Origin of the sequence: Roseovarius sp. EC-HK134 (genome assembly GCF_902498815.1) — a bacterium.
Classification (GTDB): Bacteria; Pseudomonadota; Alphaproteobacteria; order Rhodobacterales; family Rhodobacteraceae; genus Roseovarius; species Roseovarius mucosus_A.
The window spans coordinates 1,428,442-1,452,656 of sequence record NZ_LR701544.1 but is presented as its reverse complement, the minus strand read 5'-3'; the positions used below and the strand labels follow the sequence as shown (position 1 = coordinate 1,452,656).

17 protein-coding genes are annotated in these 24,215 nt (G+C 60.0%); 6 read left to right on the top strand and 11 right to left on the bottom strand.

Features of this window, described 5'->3' with window-relative positions; all coding sequences use genetic code 11:
• Nucleotides 1–21 precede the first annotated feature (21 nt).
• Both GC127_RS10930 and GC127_RS10925 read left to right on the top strand, forming a co-directional pair.
• Nucleotides 22–1,068, top strand: a complete 1,047-nt coding sequence (locus GC127_RS10930; RefSeq protein WP_151978057.1) for a glycosyltransferase family 2 protein — start codon at nt 22–24, stop codon at nt 1,066–1,068.
• Nucleotides 1,065–3,311, top strand: a complete 2,247-nt coding sequence (locus GC127_RS10925; protein ID WP_151978055.1) for a glycosyltransferase family 2 protein — start codon at nt 1,065–1,067, stop codon at nt 3,309–3,311. The genes GC127_RS10930 and GC127_RS10925 overlap by 4 nt, the downstream gene beginning before the upstream one ends.
• Here the strand turns inward: GC127_RS10925 and GC127_RS10920 are convergent.
• On the bottom strand, nt 3,308–4,279 hold the full coding sequence (locus tag GC127_RS10920; RefSeq protein ID WP_151978053.1) for a glycosyltransferase family 2 protein: 972 nt from the start codon (nt 4,277–4,279) through the stop codon (nt 3,308–3,310). The genes GC127_RS10925 and GC127_RS10920 overlap by 4 nt on opposite strands.
• Before the next feature lie 214 nt (nt 4,280–4,493).
• On the opposite strand from GC127_RS10920, the gene GC127_RS10915 reads away from it, so the two are divergent.
• Entirely contained in the window at nt 4,494–6,710 is a 2,217-nt protein-coding gene (locus GC127_RS10915; RefSeq protein ID WP_151978051.1) for a hypothetical protein, read from the top strand.
• A 2-nt stretch (nt 6,711–6,712) separates the two neighbouring features.
• Here the strand turns inward: GC127_RS10915 and GC127_RS10910 are convergent, their stop codons facing one another.
• The 8 genes from GC127_RS10910 to GC127_RS10875 all read right to left on the bottom strand — a co-directional run bounded on the left by GC127_RS10910 (nt 6,713) and on the right by GC127_RS10875 (nt 15,806).
• On the bottom strand, nt 6,713–7,831 hold the full coding sequence (locus GC127_RS10910; RefSeq protein WP_151978049.1) for a flagellar basal body P-ring protein FlgI: 1,119 nt from the start codon (nt 7,829–7,831) through the stop codon (nt 6,713–6,715).
• Nucleotides 7,828–8,838: a flagellin gene (locus tag GC127_RS10905; RefSeq protein ID WP_254700068.1), complete on the bottom strand. Its 1,011-nt coding sequence runs from the start codon at nt 8,836–8,838 to the stop codon at nt 7,828–7,830. Before GC127_RS10905 ends, GC127_RS10910 begins: the two co-directional genes overlap by 4 nt.
• 2 nt (nt 8,839–8,840) lie before the next feature.
• Entirely contained in the window at nt 8,841–10,289 is a 1,449-nt protein-coding gene (gene flgK / locus GC127_RS10900) for a flagellar hook-associated protein FlgK (protein WP_151992560.1), read from the bottom strand.
• 33 nt (nt 10,290–10,322) lie between these two features.
• Nucleotides 10,323–11,624, bottom strand: coding sequence for a flagellar hook protein FlgE (locus GC127_RS10895; protein WP_199861231.1), 1,302 nt, complete (start codon nt 11,622–11,624; stop codon nt 10,323–10,325).
• 87 nt (nt 11,625–11,711) lie between these two features.
• Nucleotides 11,712–12,575, bottom strand: coding sequence for a flagellar motor protein MotB (locus GC127_RS10890; protein WP_008281446.1), 864 nt, complete (start codon nt 12,573–12,575; stop codon nt 11,712–11,714).
• 91 nt (nt 12,576–12,666) lie between these two features.
• A complete protein-coding gene (locus GC127_RS10885; RefSeq protein ID WP_008281445.1) occupies nt 12,667–14,067 on the bottom strand; it encodes a TRAP transporter large permease in 1,401 nt (466 codons plus the stop codon).
• 12 nt (nt 14,068–14,079) lie between these two features.
• The gene (locus tag GC127_RS10880) at nt 14,080–14,712 is read right to left on the bottom strand and encodes a TRAP transporter small permease subunit (protein WP_008281444.1); all 633 of its coding nucleotides are present in this window, start codon (nt 14,710–14,712) and stop codon (nt 14,080–14,082) included.
• Nucleotides 14,713–14,786: 74 nt separating this feature from the next.
• A complete protein-coding gene (locus GC127_RS10875) occupies nt 14,787–15,806 on the bottom strand; it encodes a C4-dicarboxylate TRAP transporter substrate-binding protein (protein ID WP_008281443.1) in 1,020 nt (339 codons plus the stop codon).
• A gap of 571 nt (nt 15,807–16,377) precedes the next feature.
• On the opposite strand from GC127_RS10875, the gene GC127_RS10870 reads away from it, so the two are divergent.
• Together GC127_RS10870 and GC127_RS10865 are read left to right on the top strand one after the other, a co-directional pair.
• On the top strand, nt 16,378–17,601 hold the full coding sequence (locus GC127_RS10870; protein WP_199861230.1) for an MFS transporter: 1,224 nt from the start codon (nt 16,378–16,380) through the stop codon (nt 17,599–17,601).
• 136 nt (nt 17,602–17,737) lie between these two features.
• Nucleotides 17,738–19,942, top strand: a complete 2,205-nt coding sequence (locus tag GC127_RS10865) for an NADP-dependent isocitrate dehydrogenase (protein ID WP_151978041.1) — start codon at nt 17,738–17,740, stop codon at nt 19,940–19,942.
• A gap of 36 nt (nt 19,943–19,978) precedes the next feature.
• Here the strand turns inward: GC127_RS10865 and GC127_RS10860 are convergent, their stop codons facing one another.
• On the bottom strand, nt 19,979–21,931 hold the full coding sequence (locus GC127_RS10860) for a lytic transglycosylase domain-containing protein (RefSeq protein ID WP_151978039.1): 1,953 nt from the start codon (nt 21,929–21,931) through the stop codon (nt 19,979–19,981).
• A gap of 149 nt (nt 21,932–22,080) precedes the next feature.
• Here GC127_RS10860 and dapA point away from each other — a divergent pair, with 149 nt between their 5' ends.
• Nucleotides 22,081–22,956, top strand: coding sequence for a 4-hydroxy-tetrahydrodipicolinate synthase (dapA, locus tag GC127_RS10855; RefSeq protein WP_037297888.1), 876 nt, complete (start codon nt 22,081–22,083; stop codon nt 22,954–22,956).
• 49 nt (nt 22,957–23,005) lie between these two features.
• Here the strand turns inward: dapA and GC127_RS10850 are convergent, their stop codons facing one another.
• Nucleotides 23,006–24,052 carry a cytochrome-c peroxidase gene (locus tag GC127_RS10850; protein ID WP_037297886.1) on the bottom strand — a complete coding sequence of 349 codons (1,047 nt, stop codon included), beginning with the start codon at nt 24,050–24,052 and terminating at the stop codon, nt 23,006–23,008.
• Between the last annotated feature and the right edge of the window lie 163 nt (nt 24,053–24,215).

Below are 24,215 nucleotides of genomic sequence, written 5' to 3'. Positions count from 1 at the left end.
GGCAGACAGCAGGGGACAACATTGCATATTCTGGGAATGACCTGTCTACGCGATGACGGCCCCTATATCGTAGAGTGGCTTGCGCACCATCTCATGCTCGGCTTTGACCGCATGCTGGTTTGCAGCCATGACTGCACCGATGGCAGCGCGGAACTGCTGGAAGCACTGGCCCAGGACCCACGGATCGTGCATCTGGATTTTGCCCCGAAGGGTGGCAAATCCGTGCAATGGCAAGCGTTGCGCCAATTGCGCGATAGCGAAAGCTACAAGAATGCCGATTGGGCGCTCTTTTTTGATTGTGACGAATTTCTTTGCGGCCGTTTCAACAACCTCCGCGAGCTGCTTGCGGACTACGAAAGGCAGGCAGGCACATTCGACGCCCTCGCCTTGCCATGGCGATTGTTCGGCTATGGCGGTCACAAACAGCGCAGTGCAGGCCTGACGCCAGAGCGTTTCACCCGCGCGGCACCGTTTGATTTGCATTTCCCGCTCGCTCATCTCTTCAAGACACTGCACCGGCCAGCGGCCTTTCGGCAGCCCGGCGTCCACCGCCCGCGCGCACGTCAGCGTCACGTCCCATCCTGGATAGGTCCAGACGGCAAGCGCCTGACCGAGGGGTTCGCGGCCAATGACAGTGCCATCTCGCTTTATGGTGCAGTTAACGGCCCACCTGTGGCTTGGCTCAACCATTATTCTTTGCGCTCGGTCGAAGAATTCATGCTCAAGCGTGCCCGCGGATTGCCCAATCATATGGACCGCGAAATCGGGATCGCCTACTGGGCAGAACGCAATTGGAATACCGTCGACGCACCAGAGATTTTGCCCATGATGAGCCATACAAGGCAAGAATTCGAGAGGCTCATGGCCCTTCCGGGTGTCGCCGCGGCGCATGCGGCCTGCCTCTCGGCGCATACTAGCCGCTACCAAGCGCTGATGCTGGATATCGACGCCGTTCGGCTGGCATTCAGAGTAGGGTTTCTCACGGATAGCACCCCCCCTTCTGCCGAAGAAGGCCGTGCCTTTTTGACGGCACAGATGCTAATGGCCAGAGGTGACGCCGAAACATGATTGGGCAAGTGATCGAACGCCGTATGGCGGGCCAAATGCGTGAGGGGATTGTCCTGCTCGATGCCGTCGAAACGCGCCACGAGGGCGAGCGACGGGTCACGCTCTTTTTTGCCCCTAAGGTTGAACCAGCTCAGATACAGCCCCCAAAGGGTGCCGTGTTGCAGGCGGAAATGAGTGTGGGCGGTGCGCCCATCCTTGTCTATTCCGCTCCCGAAGGTCGTCTGGCGTTCCAGACGCCCAAAGGCGTGATAGATGTGATGCCCGCCGAGGCCGAGTTCACGCTGATGGAGGGGCGAGACACCATCGCCGCCGTGCGAAACGGAGAGGATGCCGCCACAGTTCTGACCTGGCTTTCGTTCCATGCTGATCAGCAGCGTATGACTGGTGCGGTGATCCTTGACCGGGCGCGCCCCGGAACAGATCCGGAGTTTGCGCGCGCGCTTCGGGACGGTCTCCGAGAGAGCGGGCTCGACATCACAGTGATCCTGCTGACAAGCGATCAGCCGCTCGGTTATCCTGACGCGCCACCCGAGGCCCATCCCTTTTGTGTGCCAGAGGCACCGGGCAAAGACCGGATGGAAATCCCCCCACCCTCCCCTTGGGATTCGCCCCTCGCCGCACTCAGTTACTACGAAATTGCCCGCCACCGCTTTTTGGCCGAGGCCCGTGCTGTGGCCAATATCGACGTGCACGATCTTGTGGCAACGGGGCCCGAGACGATTTTTGACAGCGCCGTTGCCGCGCGGGGGGGGCTTATCACCCTCATCGGGCGGCATTGCTATCCTTGGCGCGTGCGCAGTGGTCAGCCGACGCGCTTTGCCGATCATAGCTGCGTTCAGTTCGACTCGGGCGGTGGGCGACAACGCTGGTGCCTTGCCCCGTCGAAATTGCCCAAGGATGCGGTCTGGCGCCTGTTGCGAGTGGGCAATGCACGCCCCGATGCAGCGCGCACGCAGGGGTTCTATCGACATATGGCACTGCGCCATCCGACGGGATCGATTTCACGGATCGTGCCGAAATCCTCGCTGATCGAGCATCCGCCCCTGCTAGAGCGCGCCCAATCCTATTTCGAACATACTCCCGTTCGCATGCCCGAAATCGCACCTGATCCGGTGCATGGCGGGCGCGGTCGCGCCGCAATTGTCACCACTATGAAGAACGAGGGACCCTTCATTCTCGAATGGTTGGCCTATCATCGCGCTATCGGGTTTGACGATATCCTTGTCTATACGAACGACTGCACCGACGGCACAGACACCATGCTGCACCTGTTGGAGCGCAAAGGTTACGTGCAGCACCGCGACAACCGCTTTCGCGAAATGGACATGCCCCCGCAACACGCTGCGCTGCAATCGGCCGAAAGCGAACCGCTGATCAAATCCGCCACCTGGATCACCTGCATCGACGTGGATGAATACATCAACATCAAAACAGGCGACGGCACGCTTGATGCGCTGTTTGAGGCGGTGCCAGAGGCCAATATGATCGCGATGACCTGGCGGCTTTTTGGCAATGGCGATGTGCGGGACTATGTCGACCGCCCCATTACCGAACAGTTCCTGCGCTGCGCCCCGGAATTTGCACGCAAGCCGCATCAGGCCTGGGGGTTTAAGACCCTTTTCAAGAACATTGGCCTTTTCAAGAAACTAGGTGTGCATCGACCCAAGGGACTCAACCCCCAACTCTGGGAAGAGATCAACTGGGTCAATGGGTCGGGCAAACCCCTGCCTCGCGAAATGTATCGCAACGGCTGGCGCTCGACGATCGAGACCTATGGCTATGATCTCGTGCAGCTCAATCACTACGCCGTGCGATCTGCCGAGAGTTTTCTGGTCAAGCGTGACAGAGGCCGCGTCAACCATGTGGACCGCGATCAGGGCCTCGCCTACTGGTTTCGCATGAACAACAACTTCGAAGAAGATCTTTCGATTCAACCGCGCCTTGCCAAGATGCAGGCAGAACTTGACCGGCTCATGCAGGACCCCGAGATTGCCGCCGCGCATCACCATTCGGTTGCCTGTCACAGGGCCAAGATAGACGAATTGCGCGCCACCGAGAATTACAGCAATTTTTTCGCAGAATTGACCAGCCCCCGCATGGAACATCTGTCGCGGTTGCATGGTCACTTTGGATCGAATGTCTTTCTCTCTGGTCCGGGCGTTATTCCTGACGAAATCGCCCTACGCGACCCCGCGGCAGACTGGTTCTTTACCGTGGATTTGCAGGGCGATACCGCGCACTAACCCAAGTCAGCCTCAATCGCCGAGACAAGCTCGTCCATATCCGGGTCCATCCGCAATGACGCCGCCTTGCGCCGGTGCCACTCGACCCCTTTGGCGTGCAAGTCAGCCAATTGAGGATCACGCTTGAAACGCTCCAGCCATTCAGAGGTCTGTTCGCTGTAGCGCGCAATCGACGTATCGGTTTCATCGTTCAGATTGAACTTGTCCCAATACTCTTTGCCCAGAACGTGATGCGAATGATTGGCCCGCCCGCGTGCGCGCTTGACCAAGAAACTCTCCATCGAGCGCAACGCATAGTGGTTAACCTGCGCATGCGTAAAAAGAGGCGGATTGTCGGTGCGAAGCCCGTTCACAACATAATCAATCCCGCCGGGCAGGACGCGCCGCGTGGTCGCAACATGCTCGTCACGCGACACCGGCGCATGCAGGCCCATCCGTTGAAACTTGTGCTGGTTGGTGTAGAGCGATTTGACAAACTTGCCGGTATTGGGCCGCGCCTCGGCATCCCATTCATATTCACCCTTGGTGAATTGTTCAGTGACGGGTTTATCCGCGAACTGCTCGACACCATCGGGACCAAACACGCGCCACGGCACTGAAATCACATCCGCATCCGCGCCAGACCCCGCGACCAGCGCCCGAACCGAGCCGTCGCCAAGATGGATATTCAGGAATTCGTCCACATCGCACACAAAAACCCAAGAGGCATTCAGCACAATATCATAGCGGCGGCTGGCCTGCCGCAGGGCACTCCGATGAATGCCCGCCTTGCGCACGACCGTGTCATGTTGCGTGACATGGCCCATCTCTTGCAATCGCCGCAGGATCTCGACCGTCGTATCGGTGCAATCATTGGTGCAGACAAGAATATGATCGAAACCGAGCGTTTTGTAATGCGCCACCCATTCGAGGATATAGGGCGCCTCGTTCTTCATCGTCGAGACGACGGTATAGGTTTCTGTGCTCATGTTCGCCTCTTTGCGCGCGCCGTCTGGCGGCTTTGTTTTACCTACATCTTAATGTGAGCATCCCCATCAAGACAAGCCACATGGCATGGCTGACACGGCCCCGCACTTTCGCCTACGCCCCCCATTCTGGCGATTCACAAACCCGGTCAGAGCGTCTAACCTGCTCGCAACTGCGATTTGCCAGCGCTATGGCGCGCAAAAAGGAGAGTTTCTGGTGGCACGGACACGCGAGGTTGGAACGCTCTGGATTGGCGGCGCACTCAGCTGGCTGGAACAGATTTGCCTCAAGTCCTTTGTGGACAAGGGCCAGAAAATCACCCTATTCGCCTATGAACCCATCCCGAACATGCCCGCAGGCGTCATCTTTCGCGACGGGCGCGAGATTATCGACACCGATGATTTCATCAAATACGAGCAGAAAAACAGCTACGCCCTTTTTGCCGACTGGTTCCGCCTGCACATGATCCACAAATGCCCCGGCATGATTTGGGTGGATACCGATGTCTATTGCCATCGCCCGATGGACTATGACAGCGACTATGTGCTGGGGTATGAACTGCCGGGCGAGCATCGTGTCAACAACGCCGTATTGGGCCTGCCCGCCGACAGCGAAATTCTGGCACAGATGCTGGAATTTACCTCGGATCGCTATGCCATCGCGCCCTTTCTGCCCCGCAAGCGGCAAGAGATGATGCGAAAACAGGCGCAAAAGGGCAAACCGGTGCATGTCTCGCAACAGCCTTGGGGCGTCTGGGGGCCGATGATGGTCACGCATTATGTGCATGCCTTGGGGCTAGAGGCACATGTGCAATCGCTCAACGCCTTTTATCCGATCACCTTTCCAGAACGGTTCAAATTCCTGCGCCGGGCTGAATTGGCCGAGGGGCTGATCACCCCTGAGACCACCGCGCTCCACCTCTGGGCCTCGAACAAGCGGCAATTGGGTAATATCCACAATGGCCTTCCGCCCAAGGGATCCTATTTGGAAAAACTAGTCCAGGAAACCGGGATCACGCCCGCCCTCGCCCCGATCAAAGGGCGCGGCAACAGTACATTCGAAGGTGCGCTTATCGACGAGCTAGACCTAGAGTCTGTCAGCGTTGCGGCGGATCTCACCGGACAGGCCCGCGGTTTCATGTTGGCGTTGCATCATAAATTCGATTGCGACATCCAGCTCATCAACTGCAACCGCCGCGGCAAATTCAAAGACGGCGAAGAGGATTGGGTGGCGGGATATACCGCCTTTCTGGTCGAGAATGACGTCAGCCCCGACCGTATCCGGGTTATCCGGGCAGAGAACGAGCTGCGCTCCGTGGATGTGCTTTGCAACCTCTCGGGGTTTGGCGACCGTCACAACGTGCCGTTTCTCGGGAAATTTCTCGAACGCTGTCTGCATGCAGACAGCCGCGTGTTTATGGATGTGCGCAAGGGTTCTGGGGCCTTTCCCTTTCTCAAGGCCTTTGGCACCTATACGCCGCTCTCGACGCGCGAAGAAGAGGGACATCCGATCACTCGCATCCGCCTCCAGCCCAAAGCGCCAGAGGTTGCACCCAGCGACGACAATTGGGACCAGATCGCGCAGCAACTTGCGGGCAAGGATGGCTGGTATCGCGCAGGCCCAGAGGGCCACAGCTTTCTCTTCATGCCACGCGATCCGGATACACTGGTTGTGACCTTCGACAATCTGGATATCGCCATGACCAAGCGCGAAGATCGGCGGCCTTGGGGGTATAGTTTCATTCAAGATCAGGGGTGGTCGATGCTGGGCGTTCTGGCTGGTGGCTGGACATGGTACCGCGAACCATGGGTCTGCGCGCAATTCGACGCCCTCCAACAAGAGGGGTTCTTCAAACAGTTTCGCCGCGTGGTGTTCTATGGCGCCTCGATGGGGGGCTATGCCGCCTGCGCCTTTGCGCCGGCGGCACCCGGCTGCGACGTGGTTGCCATCTCGCCGCAGAGCACGGTCGACAGGTCCGTCGTGCCTTGGGAAACGCGATACAAAACCGTTTGGGATCGAGATTTCTCAGGAAAATACGGAGATGCGGCAGAGGTAAGTCACGCGGCCCATCGCGTGTCGATCCTCTATGATCCCTACGAGCCGCTCGATGCCCAACATGCCGCCCGGTTCCAACATCCGAATGTGCAGCATTTGCGCGCGCCCCTTCTTGGGCATCGCTTGGGCAGTGCGCTCAATCAGATGGGCATTCTTAGCCCGATCATTCTCGGGGCCCTGAACGGAACCCTCACGGCTGAGGACTATTACCGCCTGCTGCGCGCCCGGCGCGACTTGCCGCGCTATCAACGCGAGTTGTTCACCCGCGCCGTTGCCAAAGGGCACACCAAACTCGCCGAAAGGCTGGGGGCGCGCATACTGGCACAGAACCCGAACCGTGCTGTTCGCATCGGACTTGAGGCGCTCAAGGCGGGATGATCCTAGCGCACGACGAACTCGGCATGCAGCGCGCCTGCCGCCTTGATGCTTTTGAGAATGTCGATCATGTCACGCGGGGCCACACCCAACGCATTCAACCCGGCAATCACCTCCGAGAGTGAGGTGCCCGGTAAAACCTCGGCCAATCCAATCCCGGGCTCTTCTTCGATCCCGGCCTGTGTGCGCGGCACCACAACGGTTTCGCCTTGGGCAAAGGGATTGGGTTGCACCACAAGCGGCGTTTCCTGAATGCGTAGGGTCAGGTTGCCCTGCGAAACGGCGACCCGCGATATACGGACATCCTGCCCCATCACAATGGTGCCTGACCGTTGATCGACCACAACCCGGGCCTTGCGCTCGGGCTCGACCAGAATATTCTCGATCTGGCCAAGGGCATGCGCAGGCGAGGCCGCACGCATCCGCGAGAGCGTCAATTGCACGGTGCCAGCGTCCAGCATGATGGCGGCATCCCGGCCCACACGGCCATTGATCGCCGTCTCTATCCGGCCGGCAGTGGTGAAATCCGGCTCTCGCAGGGCCAGCCGGATTGTATCAAGGCCTGCAAAGTCAAAGTCGATCTCGCGCTCGACCCGCGCACCAGAGGGAATGACACCCGCCGTCGGGACCCCTTGCACGACCCCGCCCGCATCCCCTTGCGCCGCCACGCCCCCAGCGATGATCGTACCCTGAGCCACGGCATAAATCTGACCATCCGCCGCATTGAGCGGGGTCATTACAAGGGTGCCGCCCAACAGGCTCTTGGCATCGCCGATGGCGGATATCGTCACGTCGATCTGGCTGCCCGCACGGGCAAAGGGCGGCAACTCGGCCGTGACAAATACGGCGGCAACATTCTTGGGGCGAAATTGCTCTCCCGAGACGTTGATCCCGAGGCGTTCGAGGATATTCGACATGATCTCTTCGGTGAAGGGCGCATTGCGCAACCCGTCACCCGTGCCATTCAGCCCCACAACAAGACCGTAGCCCACAAGGTCATTGCCGCGCACCCCGTCAAACTCGACCAGATCCTTGATCCGGATCGGACTGGCCGAAGCCGTAACGCCCGCAAGCGCAAGCGCCAGTGCCATGATCCCCCGGACAAGTCCCAACCAGAGGGTCATGACAGGAAATTCAAGAGGCTGAGGCGCGACGCCCGCGCCGTTACGGTATAAAGGGATTCCAATTGGAATTGCACCTGCTCCAACTCGACCGCCGTCTCGAACGCATCGACAGAGACCAGTTCGCCGCGCGCGATTTCGAAACTGGTGATTTCAGCGGCGATACGCACGGCAGATTGCGCGATCCGGTTTTCGGCCTGCCCGAGACTTGCGCGCATTTCGGTCAGCACATCCTGATGTGCCAAGAGTGCAACACCGGCCCCAGAGGCAAGGCTGATCCGATCACCCAAAGCCAGAGTCAGACCCGCATCATCGCTTACGGCGATCAAGGCGACCTGCTTGAGCGCCGCGCGCAACCCCGCATGATCCGCCCGGATATCAAGGGCCACAGACTCGCCCGAGCCAAGCCGGTAGGGGGCAACCTCGCTATCCCCGCCCTGATAGATCGAGGCCAGAAACCCGCCGGTGGGACTATCAAAGAAGACATCCAATCGGCTTTTTACCTCTGCGGCAGTCGTCGCCCCAATAAGCGCATCGCGGACCTCGGAGAGGACGGTTTCAGCTGCGGCCAGCGGGCTTGTGTCTGTCTGCGCGCCAGAAAAGAGGGCGCGCCCTGCCACCTCGGTGTTGAGAGACCCGATCAAGGAGCCAAGGGCCTGCGTTGCGGTTGCGGCAAGGTCCGACACTTGGCGTGTCGTACCCGCTGTGCCCAGGATGATCGCCTGTGTCGCAAGATCTGTGGTGACGCCCTGCACGCGGGCCAAAGCGGCTTGCATGACCTCGGTATCGGTCGCAGCCTCACGGGCAGCCGTGCGATGCCCCGCCAAGAGCACCAGTTCGTGCTTGATGTCGGCCAGTGGCAGGAGGTTTCCCGACAGGTGCCGCCCAAGGTCTGCGGCCCGGCCACTGCTCAATTCTAGCCCAAGACGGTCCAATTGCTGGCGCAGGTCCACGCCCTGCCGGCGCAGCGCAAAGGACTGCGCAAGATCACCAATGCTCTGAAAATTCATGGTCATATCCTCAACAGGGTATCAAGCAGGTCATCAATCGTCTGGATCATACGGGCATTAGCCCCGAACGCCTGCTCGACCAGCAAAAGGCGCTGCAGCTCTGCATCGCTGTCTACGCCCGTGGCCAATTCCTGCGCTCGAAACTCGGCGGACTGACCTGTGGCAAAGCTTAGGCGCGCTTCGGTTGTGACCCGCTCTTGGGAGAGGCTTGAGATCAGGGTGGCGGCATGATTGGCAGCCGAACGCGCCGCACCCCCCAAGAGGCCAGAAGGTAAGACGCTGGTCTGCGTCAAGGCGTGGCTCAACGCCCCAAGCAGCGCCCCCGCCCCCGGCGGCCCGCCACCCGTTGCCCCAAGCCCATCCCGAAGTCGAAAGAGTGCGCCCCCCTGTGAGGGATCGACAAGGCGGGTAACCGCGATCCGTCCGGCAAGGCCAAGCGCGTTTCCAGCCTCGAAAATAGCGCCTGCATCGGTTAGAAGGCCCGGCGCACCGGGTGCGCGGGTTGCGTCGAGGCCTGGGGCTTGAAACCGCTCAACCAGATCGCGCGCCAGCGCATCGAGCTTGGAATTGGCCTCAACGGACGCGCGATCCCGGATGTCGAGTAGGGCGCCAAGGCGACCGCCTTGCAAAGGCCCCCGGTCGGCACCGATGGGCACGTCAACCCCATCGATGGCGATGCCCGAGAGTTGCCCTTCTTGGTGTGTCATCTGCGGCGTCACAAGGGGTGTGGCAGCAAAGGTCAGCTTGACAGCTCGACCATCCAACAGCATCCCGCCGGCAGTGGTGACAAGCGCAACAGAGGCATCCCCACGCGGCACCTGGCGCAACGGGACGATCAGCGACAGCGTGTCAATGGTGCGTTGGCGCTGGCCCTCAAGTGCTGTGATGTCAGTCCCACGCGACTGCCCCGCGGTGATCTGAACATTGAGCGCGGCCACCTCTTGAAGACCTGCATTCAGTTCCTGCACCGTTGTTGCGATGTCGCGATCTGCCGCCGTGCGCAGCCGCGCGATGTCTGCCGCCGCATCGTTGATCCCCGCAGTCAGGTCCTGTGCCGCGCTTAGGACCGCGTCAAGCCGGTTTGTATCCTCGGGTCGGGTGGCCGCCGTCTCGAGCGCCACTTCAAGCGTGGCCAGACGCCCTGTGAGGGAGTTTGGAGCGCCGGGCGTGCCAACCGAACTTTCCACCGCGCGGGCGAACGCGGCCTGCACCTCAGAGGCCGCGCGCGCGCTATCAGCCAAGCGTCTGTCTGACAAAAGACCCAGATCGACCTGACGCACGATACCCGTGACCTGCACGCCCCGACCGTCCCGCGTCGCCGCAAGCGTGACCTCGCGCGGCGCGAACCCCTCGGTCAATGCATTGGCGAGGTTGCCCGAAATAACATCCACTGCGCGCGTATTGGCGGCAAGCCCACTCAGGGCGCTGGACAGGGCGGAACCAAGGCTCATGACATTTCCTTTCCTTCTGCCTCAAAAAAGCGATCAGCGGATGATATTGGTTGTTTCCTGCAACATCTCGTCGACGGTCTGGATGACCTTCGCATTCGAAGAATAGGCGCGCTGAGTCTGGATCATATCCGTCAATTCGCCCGCAACATCGGTGGCGGATTCCTGACGGGCAAAGGCCACAATATCGCCCGTCGGCCCAGCCCCCGCATCCCACAGGAAAAACGAGCCGCTATCGGTCGAGGGCAAGTAGGTCTGTTGATCCATCGAGACCATGCCATTCGGATTTGGCAGGTCCACGAGCGGCACCTGATACACAATCCGGCTGACCCCGGTATCAAAAGTGGCGCGTACAAATCCGTTCGCGTCCACATTGGCCGAGGTCATGTTGCCTACCGGAGAGCCATCCTTGGCGATAGAATGCGGCGCAAAGCTATCCGAGAGCTGGCTCATGCCAGCAGAGGTGCCCGGACGCCCGATATTGATCTCGATCGGGCCTCCCGCGACATCAACGATGATGGCGCCGCTGGTCGGATCATAGGTGCCACCAGTCACACTCTGAACATTCAACAACGTGCCGCCCGTCTCGCGCGCATCATCAAAGGTTAAAACATATTCGCCGATCAGCGCATTGCCTTGCGCAGAGTCGGTGAGGGTGACGGTCCATTCATTCGAGAGGCCCGTGGCTGGAATGGTGGGCGTGAACTGAATTGAGATTGTCTCGGACGTACCGAGATTATCGAAATACTCGATAGAGAGCTGCCGGGTATCGCCCAAGCTGTCAAAGCGCGTATCTGTGGCTGGCAGGTTCACACCCAGATTGATGGCAGTGGTCGGCTCACCGGTCAGCTGGTTGACGTTGATCTGAACAGGCTCCAGCCCGGTGCTGGTATCGCGGGAAAATTCGGGGATCGTGCCATCAGGATTGGCAGGCCACCCAAGCAGAACAAGACCCGATTCCGTTACAAGCCGCCCCTGAGGGTCGGCGCGAAAAGATCCGGTCGTGGTCAACAGCATCCGAGGGTCGCCATTGCCAACTACCAGATCGGTGACACGCGCCACCGGCAGGAACCCACGGTCGCGCACCGCGAGATCGGTCGGGTTCGAAGAGCTTACAATCGCACCGCCCTGATCAATCAAGCGCTGCGTGCCCGCACGCACCCCACCCGCAGCATAGCTGCCGCCGCGACCCGCGATCACAACGGATTCGAAATCCGCCTCGACCCGACGATAGCCAAAGGTCGACGAATTCGCGATATTATCCGATATGGTGGCAAGCCGCGTGGCATTCGCGTTCAGCCCCGCAACGCTGGCATTGAGTGAGGAGGAAATTGTCATGGATACGCCCTTCTGCTGCGTCGACCAACCTTGGGACACAGGCATACGCGCGTAACTTTAACAGTCCGCTAATAGATAAAATTATCCCTAGTTCTGGCCGCTCTCGGATCGCAGCAGGATCAACTCGAGCCTGTTGTTGCGCAGGTCCATCGGATCGCTCACAGCCGGAGAACGATCCGCATGGCCCGCGATTCGACGTATCCGTTTGGCCGCAAGCCCTGCGTCCTCAAGCCTTTGGCGAAACTGATCAACACGCGCCGTTGACAGGTCCCAGACCGGGTTTCGTACCAGAGTAATAGGTCGCGCGCGCGTGTGACCCGCAAGGGCTGCATCGTTGATCACCAGATTGGCGGCAGAGGCCAAGAGCATCGAGAGGTCTTGGAGCAGGCGCGTCGGGCTTGTTTGGTCCGGTTCAAAGAGCAAGGCACCGGGCAGCTCAAAAATCTCGATTACCAAACCCTCATCGGTGACACGGGTCACGATATGTCGCAGAAGGTCGTCCGACACCATGCTCTCGCCGCTCCGCCCTGTCAGCATCGCCTCGATGGTGGAAAACGCCTGTGCGTCAGCCTCTTGATCAGCCGAGAGATTGCCGCCTTCAACCAGCCCCATCTCGCCCCGCACCTGTTGGCTGGAGGTCGCCAGAGGTTGAGAGGCTCCAGAGCCACTCTGCAACAGAGTCTCCTGGGAAAAGACGCTCTCGCCCCCAAAGGCACCGTCGCCACCGCCAGAGGTTCGACTGATCGGGACCGTCGGGCTAAAGTAGTCCGAGATCCCTTTGCGTTGTTGTTCGGTCGTCGCGTTCAGCAGCCACATCAGCAGGAAAAAGGCCATCATAGCCGTGACAAAGTCAGCATAGGCAACCTTCCAGGCGCCCCCATGATGCCCGCCACCGCCCACAACCTTTTTCCGTTTGATGATGACTGGCTTCGCATTGCTCTGCGCGCCCATTCTCACCACCTTTGTACTCACCCACGTTAAGGATTAGCACAACAGAGCTTACTGGGCTGTTAACACCTCAAGTTTTAGAGATTTCGCGTCGTCATACCTGCCCTGGCAACCACAAGACAATCGCCGGAAAGGCCACCAAAAGTGCGATGGTCACAGCATCGGCGACAAAGAACGGTGCCACGCCCTTGAACACATCCTGAACGCTGATATCGTCCCGCACCCCCGCCACAACAAAGCAGTTGAGCCCGATCGGTGGCGTTATCAAACAAAACTCGGCCATCTTGACCACAAGAATCCCGAACCAGATCGCGCACATCGGTCCCGACATGCCAAAGGTGCTATCCGCCGCGCTGACCGCGACACCGCCATTCAGCGCCATGACCGCCGGATAGACCACCGGCAGGGTCAGCAGCAGCATCCCGATTGCATCCATGAACATGCCCAACACCGCATAGGCCAGCAGGATACAGATCAGGATCAGCATTGGTGACATGGTCAGAGAGGTGATCCAATTGGCAAAGGCATGCGGAAGATCGGCAAAGCCGAGGAACCGGACATAGATCAGCACGCCCCAAATAATCGTGAAGATCATCACACTGAGCTTGGCAGTCTCGAGCAGGGCATCTTTCAACTCGCGCCACCGCATGCCGCGATAGAGCGCGACCAGAAACACCAGAAACGCCCCGATGGCCCCGCCTTCAGTGGGTGTGCCCCAAGCATCGCCGCCAAACGGATTGTAGACAAAGAACACGATTGTGACGACCACAAACACGATGGGCAGCGCGGGCGGCAAAGAGACAAGCCGCTGACGCCATGTAAATCCCGTGACCGGCGGTCCAAATCCCTTGATCGTCAGGGCCAGACCGATGATCAAAAGGACATAGACAATCGCCGAGAACATCCCAGGCACGAACCCTGCCAACAAGAGCTTGCCTACGTCCTGCTCGACGATGATGGCGTAGATCACCAAAAGGGCCGAGGGCGGAATGAGGCTGGCCAAGGTGCCACTAGCCGCCACAACACCCGCAGCAAAGCGTTTATCATAGCCGATCTTAAGCATCTCGGGGATGGCAATACGGGCAAAAACCGCCGCTGTCGCCACACTGGCCCCCGACACGGCGGCAAAGCCTGCGGTGGCAAAGACGGTCGACACCGCAAGGCCCCCCGGCACCCAGGCAATCCAGCGTTTAGCCGCCTCGAAAAGAGCCTGTGTGAGGCCCGCGTAATAGGCGAGATAGCCGATCAAGATGAAGGTGGGAATAAGGCTCAGCGCCTGCGAGCTGACCTTGGAATGCGGCACCTGCCCTGCGGTCTTGACTGCGACGGTCACAGCCCAGAGGAATTCGTCGCCCGCATAGCCCTTTTTGGACCAGAAAATCCAGATCAGGCCGATGACACCGGCCAGAGCCGCGGCAAAAGCCACCCGCATGCCCAGAACCACAACAACCAACATCAGTCCAGTGACGACAATTCCAATCTCGATGGGCTCCATCAGATGCGTTCCTTACGTGTCATGGCCGGTCAATTGCGCGGCTTCGCGCGCGGCCTGCGTGGCCACATCTTCTATCAAAGGCACCGCCACTGGCTGCTCTGACCCCGAAAGAAAGGCCCGTCCATAGGCCCAGAGTTGCAGCGTCAGACGCAGGGACAGCACGGCAAAGGCGATGGGCGCCAGTATCTTGGCAGGCCAGATCGGCAGGCCGATATCAATCGTGCTGTCGCGGCTCCACATCGGTGCAGCAAAGTCGAAGCTGCGTTGAAAATGTGCCCAGCTTCCCCAAACCAACAGCAGCATCAGGACCAAGACCGCCAGCGTGGTGATGAGTTCAACCAACCAGAGCGCCCGGCCCTTGAGCAGGCTTACAACAATATCCATGCGGATATGCCCGCCATCGCGCTGCGTGTAGGCCACGCCCATAAACGCGATCAGCGGCATCATTTGCTCGATCCAGTCGACATAACCGGGGACAGGTTGATTGAAAAAATTCCGGCCACTGACCGAGATCACCGCAAGGATCATGATGCTGAACACCGCCAGACCGCTCAGCAAGGCCAACACGCGTTCCAACCGATAAAGGCGCCGGTCAAGTTGGCTCAATAGGCTGTTATCAGACAGCACGGATGCGGAACCCGCCATGGGTTTTCCCCCTGTCGTTTTAGGATGATAAACGACCCGCCGCGCGCTCTGCACGGCGGGCCGGTTTCATCGGCTCAGGAGCCGCCCTTGATTTCGGTCAGTTTGCTTGTAACGAATTCATAGAGTTCCTGAGCGGGAAGGCCACGCGCGGAATTCTCTTCGATCCAGCTCTGCGCGGCAGGGCCAGCGGCCGCCTCTTTGAACGCATCGAGCGAGGCCTGATCAAAGCTGACCGATGTGATCCCGCGCTCTTCGAGTGCAGGCCCCCAAGCCTTCATCGTCTCGTTCTCGTAATAGTCAATGTAATGCGCCAGCGCCTCATCAACCGACCCAAGCAGGGCCTCGCGCTCTGCATCGCTCAGCGCGTTGAGGGCATCGGTATTGGCCACGACGGGACAGTTCACCGTGCCGGGATTGAGATTGGCCGTCCACCATGTCGCGCTCTCGATGGTCCCAAAGGACATATGGGCATGTGGCGCAAAGCTGACGGCCTTGACCACGCCGCTATCCATTGATTGCCGCACTTCCGTCGCAGACATCGAGGTGGGCACAGCGCCGATCGCCTGCATGGCAGTACCGATCCCGCCAAGCGCGCGCACGCTCATACCTTTGAAATCCTCGGGGCTATCAGGCACGTCACCTGCACCGACAAAATTATACTGAGGCATCGGCGTGGGCATCAAAAGCGTCGCATTCCATCGCGCCAGATCAGCCTGCACCGCCGGATGAGCGTAAAGGGCCTGCGCAAGGGCGGTTTCCTGTTCCAAAGTCTCGACGCCAAGGAACGGCAATTCCATGACTGTCAGCGATGGGTTCTTGTCGGCATGATATCCGGCACAGAACTGCGCCATTTCGAACGCACCGATTGAGATGCCATCAAGGTTCTCTTTCTCGTTCGAAAGACCGCCATAGCTGATGTTCATGGTGAACTCGCCATTTGTCTTTGCGCTCACCAACTCCGCGATCTTTTCGACGTGTTCGGTAAAGGCACGGCGTTTGCCCCAGACAGACACGTTCCATTCGGTCGCCATAGCCTCGCCTGCAAAGGCAAGGCTGAGGGCGGCCACAGCGGTGTAGCTAAGGTATTTCTTCATGGTTTTTCTCCCTGTGTCGTTTGTTTGATTGGGGTTGCCATTCGGAAATGGGTCAACATTGTTCTTTGTAAACAATGAATATCGACGGCAACCCAGTGGATTGCCTTACAACACACCAGGCGGGCTGGTTTGTCCAGCCTTAGCTGACCTTGGCCCAAGCCAAAGGGTTGGCCGCATCCTGCGCCATCAATACCGGAGCGCGGGGCTGAAAGACGACTGAGCCTTGCGTGGGGCGCGCCGGTCCTCGACCTTAAAAAGCCCGCGCCTCGGAGCAGCAGCACCCCGTTGCCAAGACCATTGGATTTGGTCGCTATCAAAGGCTTCACTTCATCCGTCATGCCCATGAAAACATGCGCGCGATCCCTCGCGTGGGCATCGGCCTTGGTCGCCACCGCTCCAATGAGACCAACTAGGCTGAGCCTGGGCAATGGGAAAGCATCGCTATCCTGTTGCTGTTATCGGACCCAAGAGATTTCACATACTATTTTTGTCAACTATTTGCAAAGCCCTGTCTGGTCAGCCCAAAGATGGCGTGCTAAACGCGGTCCGATCGCACGACGAAAGTTTCCGCATGCCTGACAGTGCGCCTGCCAAACCTGCCCTCTCCCGGCCAGAGTTCATTGCCATGATGGCGATGATGGCTGCGACGGTGGCGTTTTCAATCGACGCGATGCTGCCCGGCTTGCCGCATATAGCCGAGGCGCTGACGCCAGAGGCGCCGAACCGGGCGCAACTGATCATTACAGCATTTTTGCTGGGTCTGGGTTTGGGCACCTTTGTCTCTGGCCCACTTTCGGACAGCTTCGGACGCAAGCGGGTGATCCTGATCGGTGCGGCGATTTATGCGGCGGGGGCGGGTCTTGCGATGCTTGCCCCAAGCCTTGAGACCCTGCTGGCCGCTCGCGCGGTTCAGGGCGTGGGCGCGGCGGCGTTTCGCATCGTGTCCATCGCCATTATCCGCGATCTTTATGCCGGGCGCGATATGGCGCGGCTCATGTCCTTTGTGATGATGGTGTTTGCTCTGACGCCTGCAATGGCCCCACTCTTGGGCGCGGGTGTGATTGTCTTGGCAGGGTGGCGCGGGGTGTTCGCAGCCTTTGTGCTCTTTGCCCTGATCCTGTCGCTCTGGATGGCGCTGCGACTGCCGGAACCGCTTGCGCCGCAGGCGCGCCGCCCATTTCGCGCGGCCCCTCTCTGGGCCGCACTGCGCGAGGTGTTGGCGCATCCGGTAACGCGGGTGGCCATTGTCGTGCAAATGCTCTGCATGGCCACGCTTTTCACCTCTCTGAGCATGGTGCAGCCAGTGTTCGACGTGACGTTTCACCGCGCAGAGAGTTTCCCCTACTGGTTTTTCCTCATGGCGCTGATTGCGGGTTGTGGCAGCTTCCTCAACTCCCGCCTTGTCATGCGCCTTGGGGTGGAACGGATGGTGAGCGCGGCACTGGCGTCACAAATCGGGCTGTCCATCGTGGCGATTGCGCTCTGGCAAATCGGCCTTCCGCCTCATGCGCAATTCGCGGTCTTTCTGATCTGGCAGACCAGCGTTTTCTTTCAGGCCGGGCTGACGCTTGGCAATCTCAACGCGCTCGCAATGGCCCCGATGGGCGCGATTGCGGGCATGGCGGCGAGTGTGACCGGGGCTGTGGCGACCGTCGGCAGCGTGGCAATTGCCGTGCCCATCGGGCAGCATTTCGCAGGCACCCCGATGCCCGCGCATTTAGGGGTGTTGGGCGCGGTGCTGACCGGCTTTGTCCTGATGCAACGGTTGCGGGCACGCACAGCGGAAATGGTTTGAGTCATTTTATTTTGTATACCGTCGCATACTATCTTTATCGCGCGCAAATAATCCGCTAAGACAAGCTCAATCCAACGAGTCGCGCGCCTGCGCCGCAGGGCCGCCGCGCGCATCCCCTGATCGGAAAGGATCCCCGATGGCCACGTCCAATACCCCCGATATCATCTACACCAAGGTCGATGAGGCCCCCGAACTGGCGAGCGCCTCGCTCTTGCCGATCATCCAACGCTTTGCGGCGGCGGCAGATGTGACCGTCGGCACCAAGGATATTTCGCTGGCAGGCCGCATCCTTGCCTCTTTCCCCGAGCATCTGACCGAAGAACAGCGTATCGCCGACGATCTTGCGGAACTGGGCGAACTGGTGAAAACCCCCACCGCTAATGTCATCAAACTGCCGAACATCTCGGCCTCTGTGCCGCAACTCCTTGCAGCAATCCGCGAATTGCAAGGACAAGGCTATGCTATCCCCGATTACGTCGAGGACCCGCAGACCGAAAACGAGAAAACCGCGCGCGCGCGCTACGATGCGCTCAAGGGTTCTGCCGTGAACCCGGTTCTGCGCGAGGGCAATTCTGATCGCCGCGCCGCGAGTGCCGTCAAGAAATACGCCCAAGCCAATCCGCACCGCATGGGCGATTGGTCCGCCGACAGCAAGACGCGCGTGGCCGCTATGTCGGGGGGGGATTTCTTCTCGAACGAGAAATCCGCCACCCTGCCACAGGCCGCAAAGGCCAAGATTGTTCTGGAAACCGCCGCTGGCGAAACCGTGCTCAAGGATGGGCTGAGCTATCCGGCGGGCACCGTGGTCGATGCCACCTACATGAGCGCCGCTGCACTTGACGCCTTTCTTGCCGAGGAAATCGCGCGCACCAAGGCCGAAGGCGTGCTCTTTTCCATCCACCTCAAGGCCACGATGATGAAGGTCTCGGACCCGATCATTTTTGGTCACGCGGTCAAAGCCTTCCTTGCTCCGGTGTTCGAGCAGTTTGGCGATGCAATGGCCGCCCTTGGCGTGAATCCGAATTCCGGGCTGGGCGACCTATTGGCCAAGGTAAAGGATGAGGCCGAAATCATGGCCGCGATTGAGGCCTGCATGGCCGCGCGCCCGCCGCTTTACATGGTGGATTCCGGCAAGGGGATCACCAATCTGCACGTGCCGTCCGACGTGATCATCGACGCCTCCATGCCCGCGCTGATCCGCGCCGGCGGCAAGGGCTGGGGCCCGGACAATGCAGAACATGATGCCGTCTGCGTCATCCCAGACAACGCCTATGCGCCGGTCTATGACGAGACCATCAAGTTCTTCAAAGAGCATGGCAAACTGAACCCGGCAACCGCAGGCACAGTGCAGAACATTGGCCTGATGGCGCAAAAGGCCGAGGAATACGGCAGCCATCCCACCACCTTTGAAATCCCTCAGACTGGCACCGTCAAGATGATGCTCGAAGATGGCACCGTGCTGCATCAGCATAGCGTGGAAGCGGGCGACATCTGGCGCTCGGCCTCGGCACGCAAAGCCCCGATCGAGGATTGGGTCAATCTGGCCATCGAGCGGCAAAAGGCCACCGGCTATCGGTCGATCTTTTGGCTGGATGCGGCGCGCGCCCATGACGCAGAGCTGATCGCGATGGTAAAACCGATCCTCAAGGCACGCGGCGTCGAGGACAAGTTCGAGATCATGGCCCCGCGTGAGGCAACCCGCGCCTCTTTGGAAACCATCACCAAGGGCGAGAACAGCATCGCCATCACCGGCAACGTGCTGCGCGACTACCTAACAGACCTGTTTCCGATCCTTGAATTGGCGACCAGCGCCAAGATGCTGTCCATCGTCAAGCTGATGCAGGGCGGTGGCATGTTCGAAACCGGGGCCGGCGGCTCTGCGCCCAAGCATGTGCAGCAATTGCAGTCGGAAAATCACCTGCGTTGGGATTCCTTGGGCGAGTTCTGCGCACTGGGCGAGAGCCTCAAGTTTCTGGCCGAAACCAACGGCAATGACCGCGCCCGTGTCTTGGGCGAGGCTGCCGAAACCGCCACGCAGGGTATTCTGGATCATGACCGCTCACCAAGCCGCAAGGTCGGAGAGCCTGACAACCGCGACAGCCACTACTGGTTTGCCCGCTATTGGGCCGAGGCCTTGGCGACCCAGACCGAGGATGCAGCCCTCGCTGCAGAATTCGCGCCAGTCGCACAGGCCTTGGCCGAGAATGAAGCCAAAATCGTTGGGGAATTGGCCGCAGCCCAGGGCAAACCCGCCGATATTGGCGGCTATTACCACGCTGATCCGGCCAAGCTGGCAGCGGTGATGCGCCCAAGTGCGACGTTGAACGCGATTATCGGCTAACAGGCACTGACCGCGCGGCCCTTTGGGTCGCGCGGTTCACTCTCCAACCGGGGCCACGCTATTCCCGGCCAGCTCCTCAGAGAAGGGGCGCGGCAGCGGGTCTTTACCCAGACGGGCGCGGTAAGCGGGCAGGCTTTCGGCCACGCGCATCACGTAATTCTGGGTTTCGCGGAATGGGATATGCTCGATCCAGTCAACGATCCCATGAGCATCGCGGCCCCGCGGATCGCCATACTGTTCGATCCATTGCGCCGCGCGTCCCGGACCAGCGTTATAGCCGACCGAGACCAGCACGATATTGCCACCAAACCGGGCACCCAACCCGGCAAGATAGGCCGATCCAAGCCGCGCGTTGTAAACCCAGTCATTCAGCACATCTGAGGGCACATAGAGCAGGCCCAGATCACGCGCCATATCCCGCGCCGTGCCGGGCATAAGCTGCATCAGCCCCTGCGCGCCTGCGCCGCTGACCACAACGTGGTTGAATTCGCTCTCTCGCCGGGCAATCGCAAGGGCCAGTTCCATCGGCGTTGGCAGGTCCATGTCAACCATCGGATGCAGGGCATAATAGGGGCGTTCCACGATCACCCCACGCTCTGCCGCCGTCTTACCCAACATTACCTGAAGATGGGGCTGCTTGAGATCTTCGAGCATATGGCCCATTTGCCTAAGGCCGGTGCGATCTTGGGTTTCGGCCAGATGCAGGAAAAACCGCCGCGCAAGGCCCAGATCCCCCATGCGCAGGGCCAGCGTTCCAATCTCATGCAGGTCGGTTTGCGCGAACGCAGCACCGCGCCAGTCGGGTGTGCCCTCGGTCCCGGCCAGACGTAGATCAAATGCCACCTTCCCCGCCTCAGCGGCCAATAGCCCGTAAAAACTGGTCTGATATTCGGCCCCCTCGGCATAGGCCAGTTGCGCCGCCTCGGGATCTCCCAGCGCCTCTTGGGTGCGACCAATCCAATAGCCCGCCCGCCCCAGCGAAATCGGCGTGGCGACAGCGGCACGAAAGCGCTGGAAATGATCAAGCGCAAGTTCAGGCGCGTCGAGATACGTCAGCGCGAGATACCCCGAAAGCCATTCGAGATCCGCAAAATTTGCCCCCTCGACCAGCTGATGCACGGACGCGATATCATAGGCCAATTGCGCCTCGCCCGCGCGCATACTCTGCCGCGCCAATGTGCGCCGCCAGCTGGCCCAGCGCTCCGGCTCTCCCAGCCCCGCCTTGATCCGGCTCTGGCGCAAGAGAACAGCAATAGCATCCTCGGGCGCGTTGCTCAGGTGGCGGGTGAACAGTTCGAACGCGATGCCGGGATTGCGCGCCTCAGCCTCGGTCAGCCCCTTGCCGCCGTCGCGTTTCACAGTCTCGCGCAACTTCGCCAAACGGCGCGCTTCTTCCGGGACCAGGGGCAGCATATCCGCGACATCCGCCAAGCCCCGCCAAAGCGCCATTTCCAACCGGGCCTCGTGATGCGGGGCCAAGAGCGCGCCAAACTCGCGCAGGAAATCCTGATGTTCGGCACCTGTCAGGTCCAGCGTGCGCCATGCCAACACAAGGCCAATCTCAGCCTCGCCTTGCCGCCCCCGTGCCTGTAAAGCGCGCGCAAGATTAAGCGCGCCAGTGCCCGTCTGGGGCGTGTAGCCCTTATAAAATGCCAACACATCGTCGAAATCGGCATGGGTCATCGGCTCTTCGCTCTGCTGACGCAGATAGTCTAGACCGGGCCAATGGGCGTTGCGGCCAAGAAAATCGAGGATCGCATCCGGTTCGCCCAAACCCGCACGCAGACGGTGCCATTCGATCAGATCCGCAGCGGCGATTCCATCGCGCCGCGCCAGACGAGCAGCCACTTCCCAGCGTCCGGCCTGCATGGCATCAAGCGCAGTTGCCAGCGGGCGTGGTGCCTGCCGTGGCAGATCAGACGCATACCCCGGCGAAACCAACAGGCTCAGCCCCAAAACCATGATCAGCGCGCGCAACATCTCTTGCATTTTCCGCTTTTGCGAAGGATAGACAACGCCAGCCTAAGCGGCCCGCGCGCCCGCGTCCATGCACGATGCCGGTACAGATGTGCGGTCTGCCGCCGATGGCCCGGAATACTAGCGGGTCCTGCCCACAAAGTCAGCAAGAGGAGCGTGTCATGTTCAGAGGATCTTTTCCTGCCCTGGTCACGCCGTTCAAGAACGGCGCAGTGGATGTGGAAACGCTCAAAAAACTGGTGGAGTGGCACATCGGTGAGGGTAGCCATGGGCTTGTGCCCGTAGGCACCACCGGCGAAAGCCCGACATTGACCCATCAGGAACATGAGATGGTCGTCGAAGAGGTGGTGCGCGCCGCAGCGGGCCGTATTCCGGTTATTGCGGGCGCTGGCAGCAACAACACGCTTGAAGGCATCCGGTTGATGCAGCACGCCCACAAGGTCGGGGCGAATGCCGCGCTGGTCGTGACCCCCTATTACAACAAGCCAACGCAAGCCGGGTTGATTGCGCATTTTACAGCGCTGCATGATTGCTGCGATCTGCCAATCATCATCTACAATATTCCGGGTCGGTCCGTCGTGGACATGACCCCTGACACCATGGGCAAGCTGGCGCAATTGCCACGCATTGTGGGGGTCAAGGACGCAACAGGCGATCTGGCGCGGGTCTGCGCCCAGCGCATATCCTGTGGCAAGGATTTCATCCAGATTTCCGGCGAAGATGCGACCGCCCATGGGTTCAACGCGCAGGGCGGGGTTGGCGTGATTTCCGTCACCGCCAATGTCGCGCCCAAGCTGGTGGCGCAGGTCCAAGAGGCGACGCTGGCGGGCGACTATGCTAAAGCGCTGGAATTGCAGGACCGTCTGATGCCGCTGCATCGCGCGATCTTTGTCGAACCGGGGCTGGTGGGCGTCAAATACGCCATGTCGCGGCTAGGGCTTTGCAGCGAAGAGGTGCGTTCGCCGTTGGTGGGCCTTAGCGATCCGACCAAGGCGCTGGTCGAAGACGGCATGCGCCACGCAGGATTGATCAACTAGCCCATACTCGGCGCGCGGCGGGGGGCAAAACACCCCCCGCCCGCCATTTTTATTGCACTTCTCCCGTGGGACGCGGGGTCAGAAGGGTCTCGGCGGGCAGGACCGGATAGGTCACTTCTGGCATCTTGCCGGTCAGCGCCCCGAGGAAGGCCACGATCTGATCAGCCTCAGCATCGTTGATTTCTTCCCCCAATTGAGACGTCCCCATGATCTGAACCGCGACCTTGAGATCCCAGACCTTGCCCGAGTGGAAATAGGGCGCGGTTTGGTCGATATTGCGCAGGGGCGCGGCACGGAACACATAGGAATCATCAGCCGTTTCGGTCACGGCAAAGCGGCCACGGTCGTCAGGCGGCAGCACGTCGGCACCGGGTTTCTCGATCAGACCAAAGGGATAATAGCCATTGCCACCAAGGTTGATGCCGTTGTGGCAAGACGAACAGCCCTTGTCGATAAACAACTGAAGCCCCGCCTTTTGGCCGTCACTCAATGCCGCGTCGTCCCCATTGAGAAAGGCATCAAAGGGCGAGGGCGTGATCAGCGTTGCTTCATAGGCTTCAATCGCCTTGGCGAAATTATCGAAACTGACAGGGTTCTCCTCCTCAGGGAAAGAGGCGGTGAACCAATCAATATACTGCGGCATCGACATCAGTGTTGCTACGACGTTTTCCGGGGTATTGGCCATCTCGACACCTGCCTGAACCGGGCCTTTGGCCTGCTCGGCAAGGTCCGCCGCACGGCCATCCCAGAATTGCGCCTCGTTGAACACGGCATTCAGAACGGTGGGCGAATTACGCGGCCCTTTTTGCCAGGCATGCCCAATGGAGGTCTCCATATTGTCATCGCCGCCCGTGGCGAGGTTGTGGCAGGAGTTGCACGAGAAAACACCCGAGGCTGACATGCGCGGATCAAAAAAGAGCGCCTTGCCAAGGTCGATCTTGTCCTCTGTGATCACGTTGTCATTCAACGCCGGGATGGTCGACGGCAACGGCGCAAAAAGCTCTTGCGCGCGCTCGCGCAGATCAGACGCCGCAGCGCCTTGCGCCAAGGCCAAGGCAGACAAGGTGCCGAGGATAAGTTTGAGAGGAGGGGTCACGGAATTGCTCCTTTAGCTTCGATGAGTCGCGCGTTTGAAACGATTCTAATCTAGCCAATGCCAGAGCGGATTGATCTGCCTCAATATCCCATGCAATTGCCCGAGACGTTCGCCGGATCAGGCGTTAGAAATCCAGATGTTCGCTCTCAGTGTCTTTTCGCAT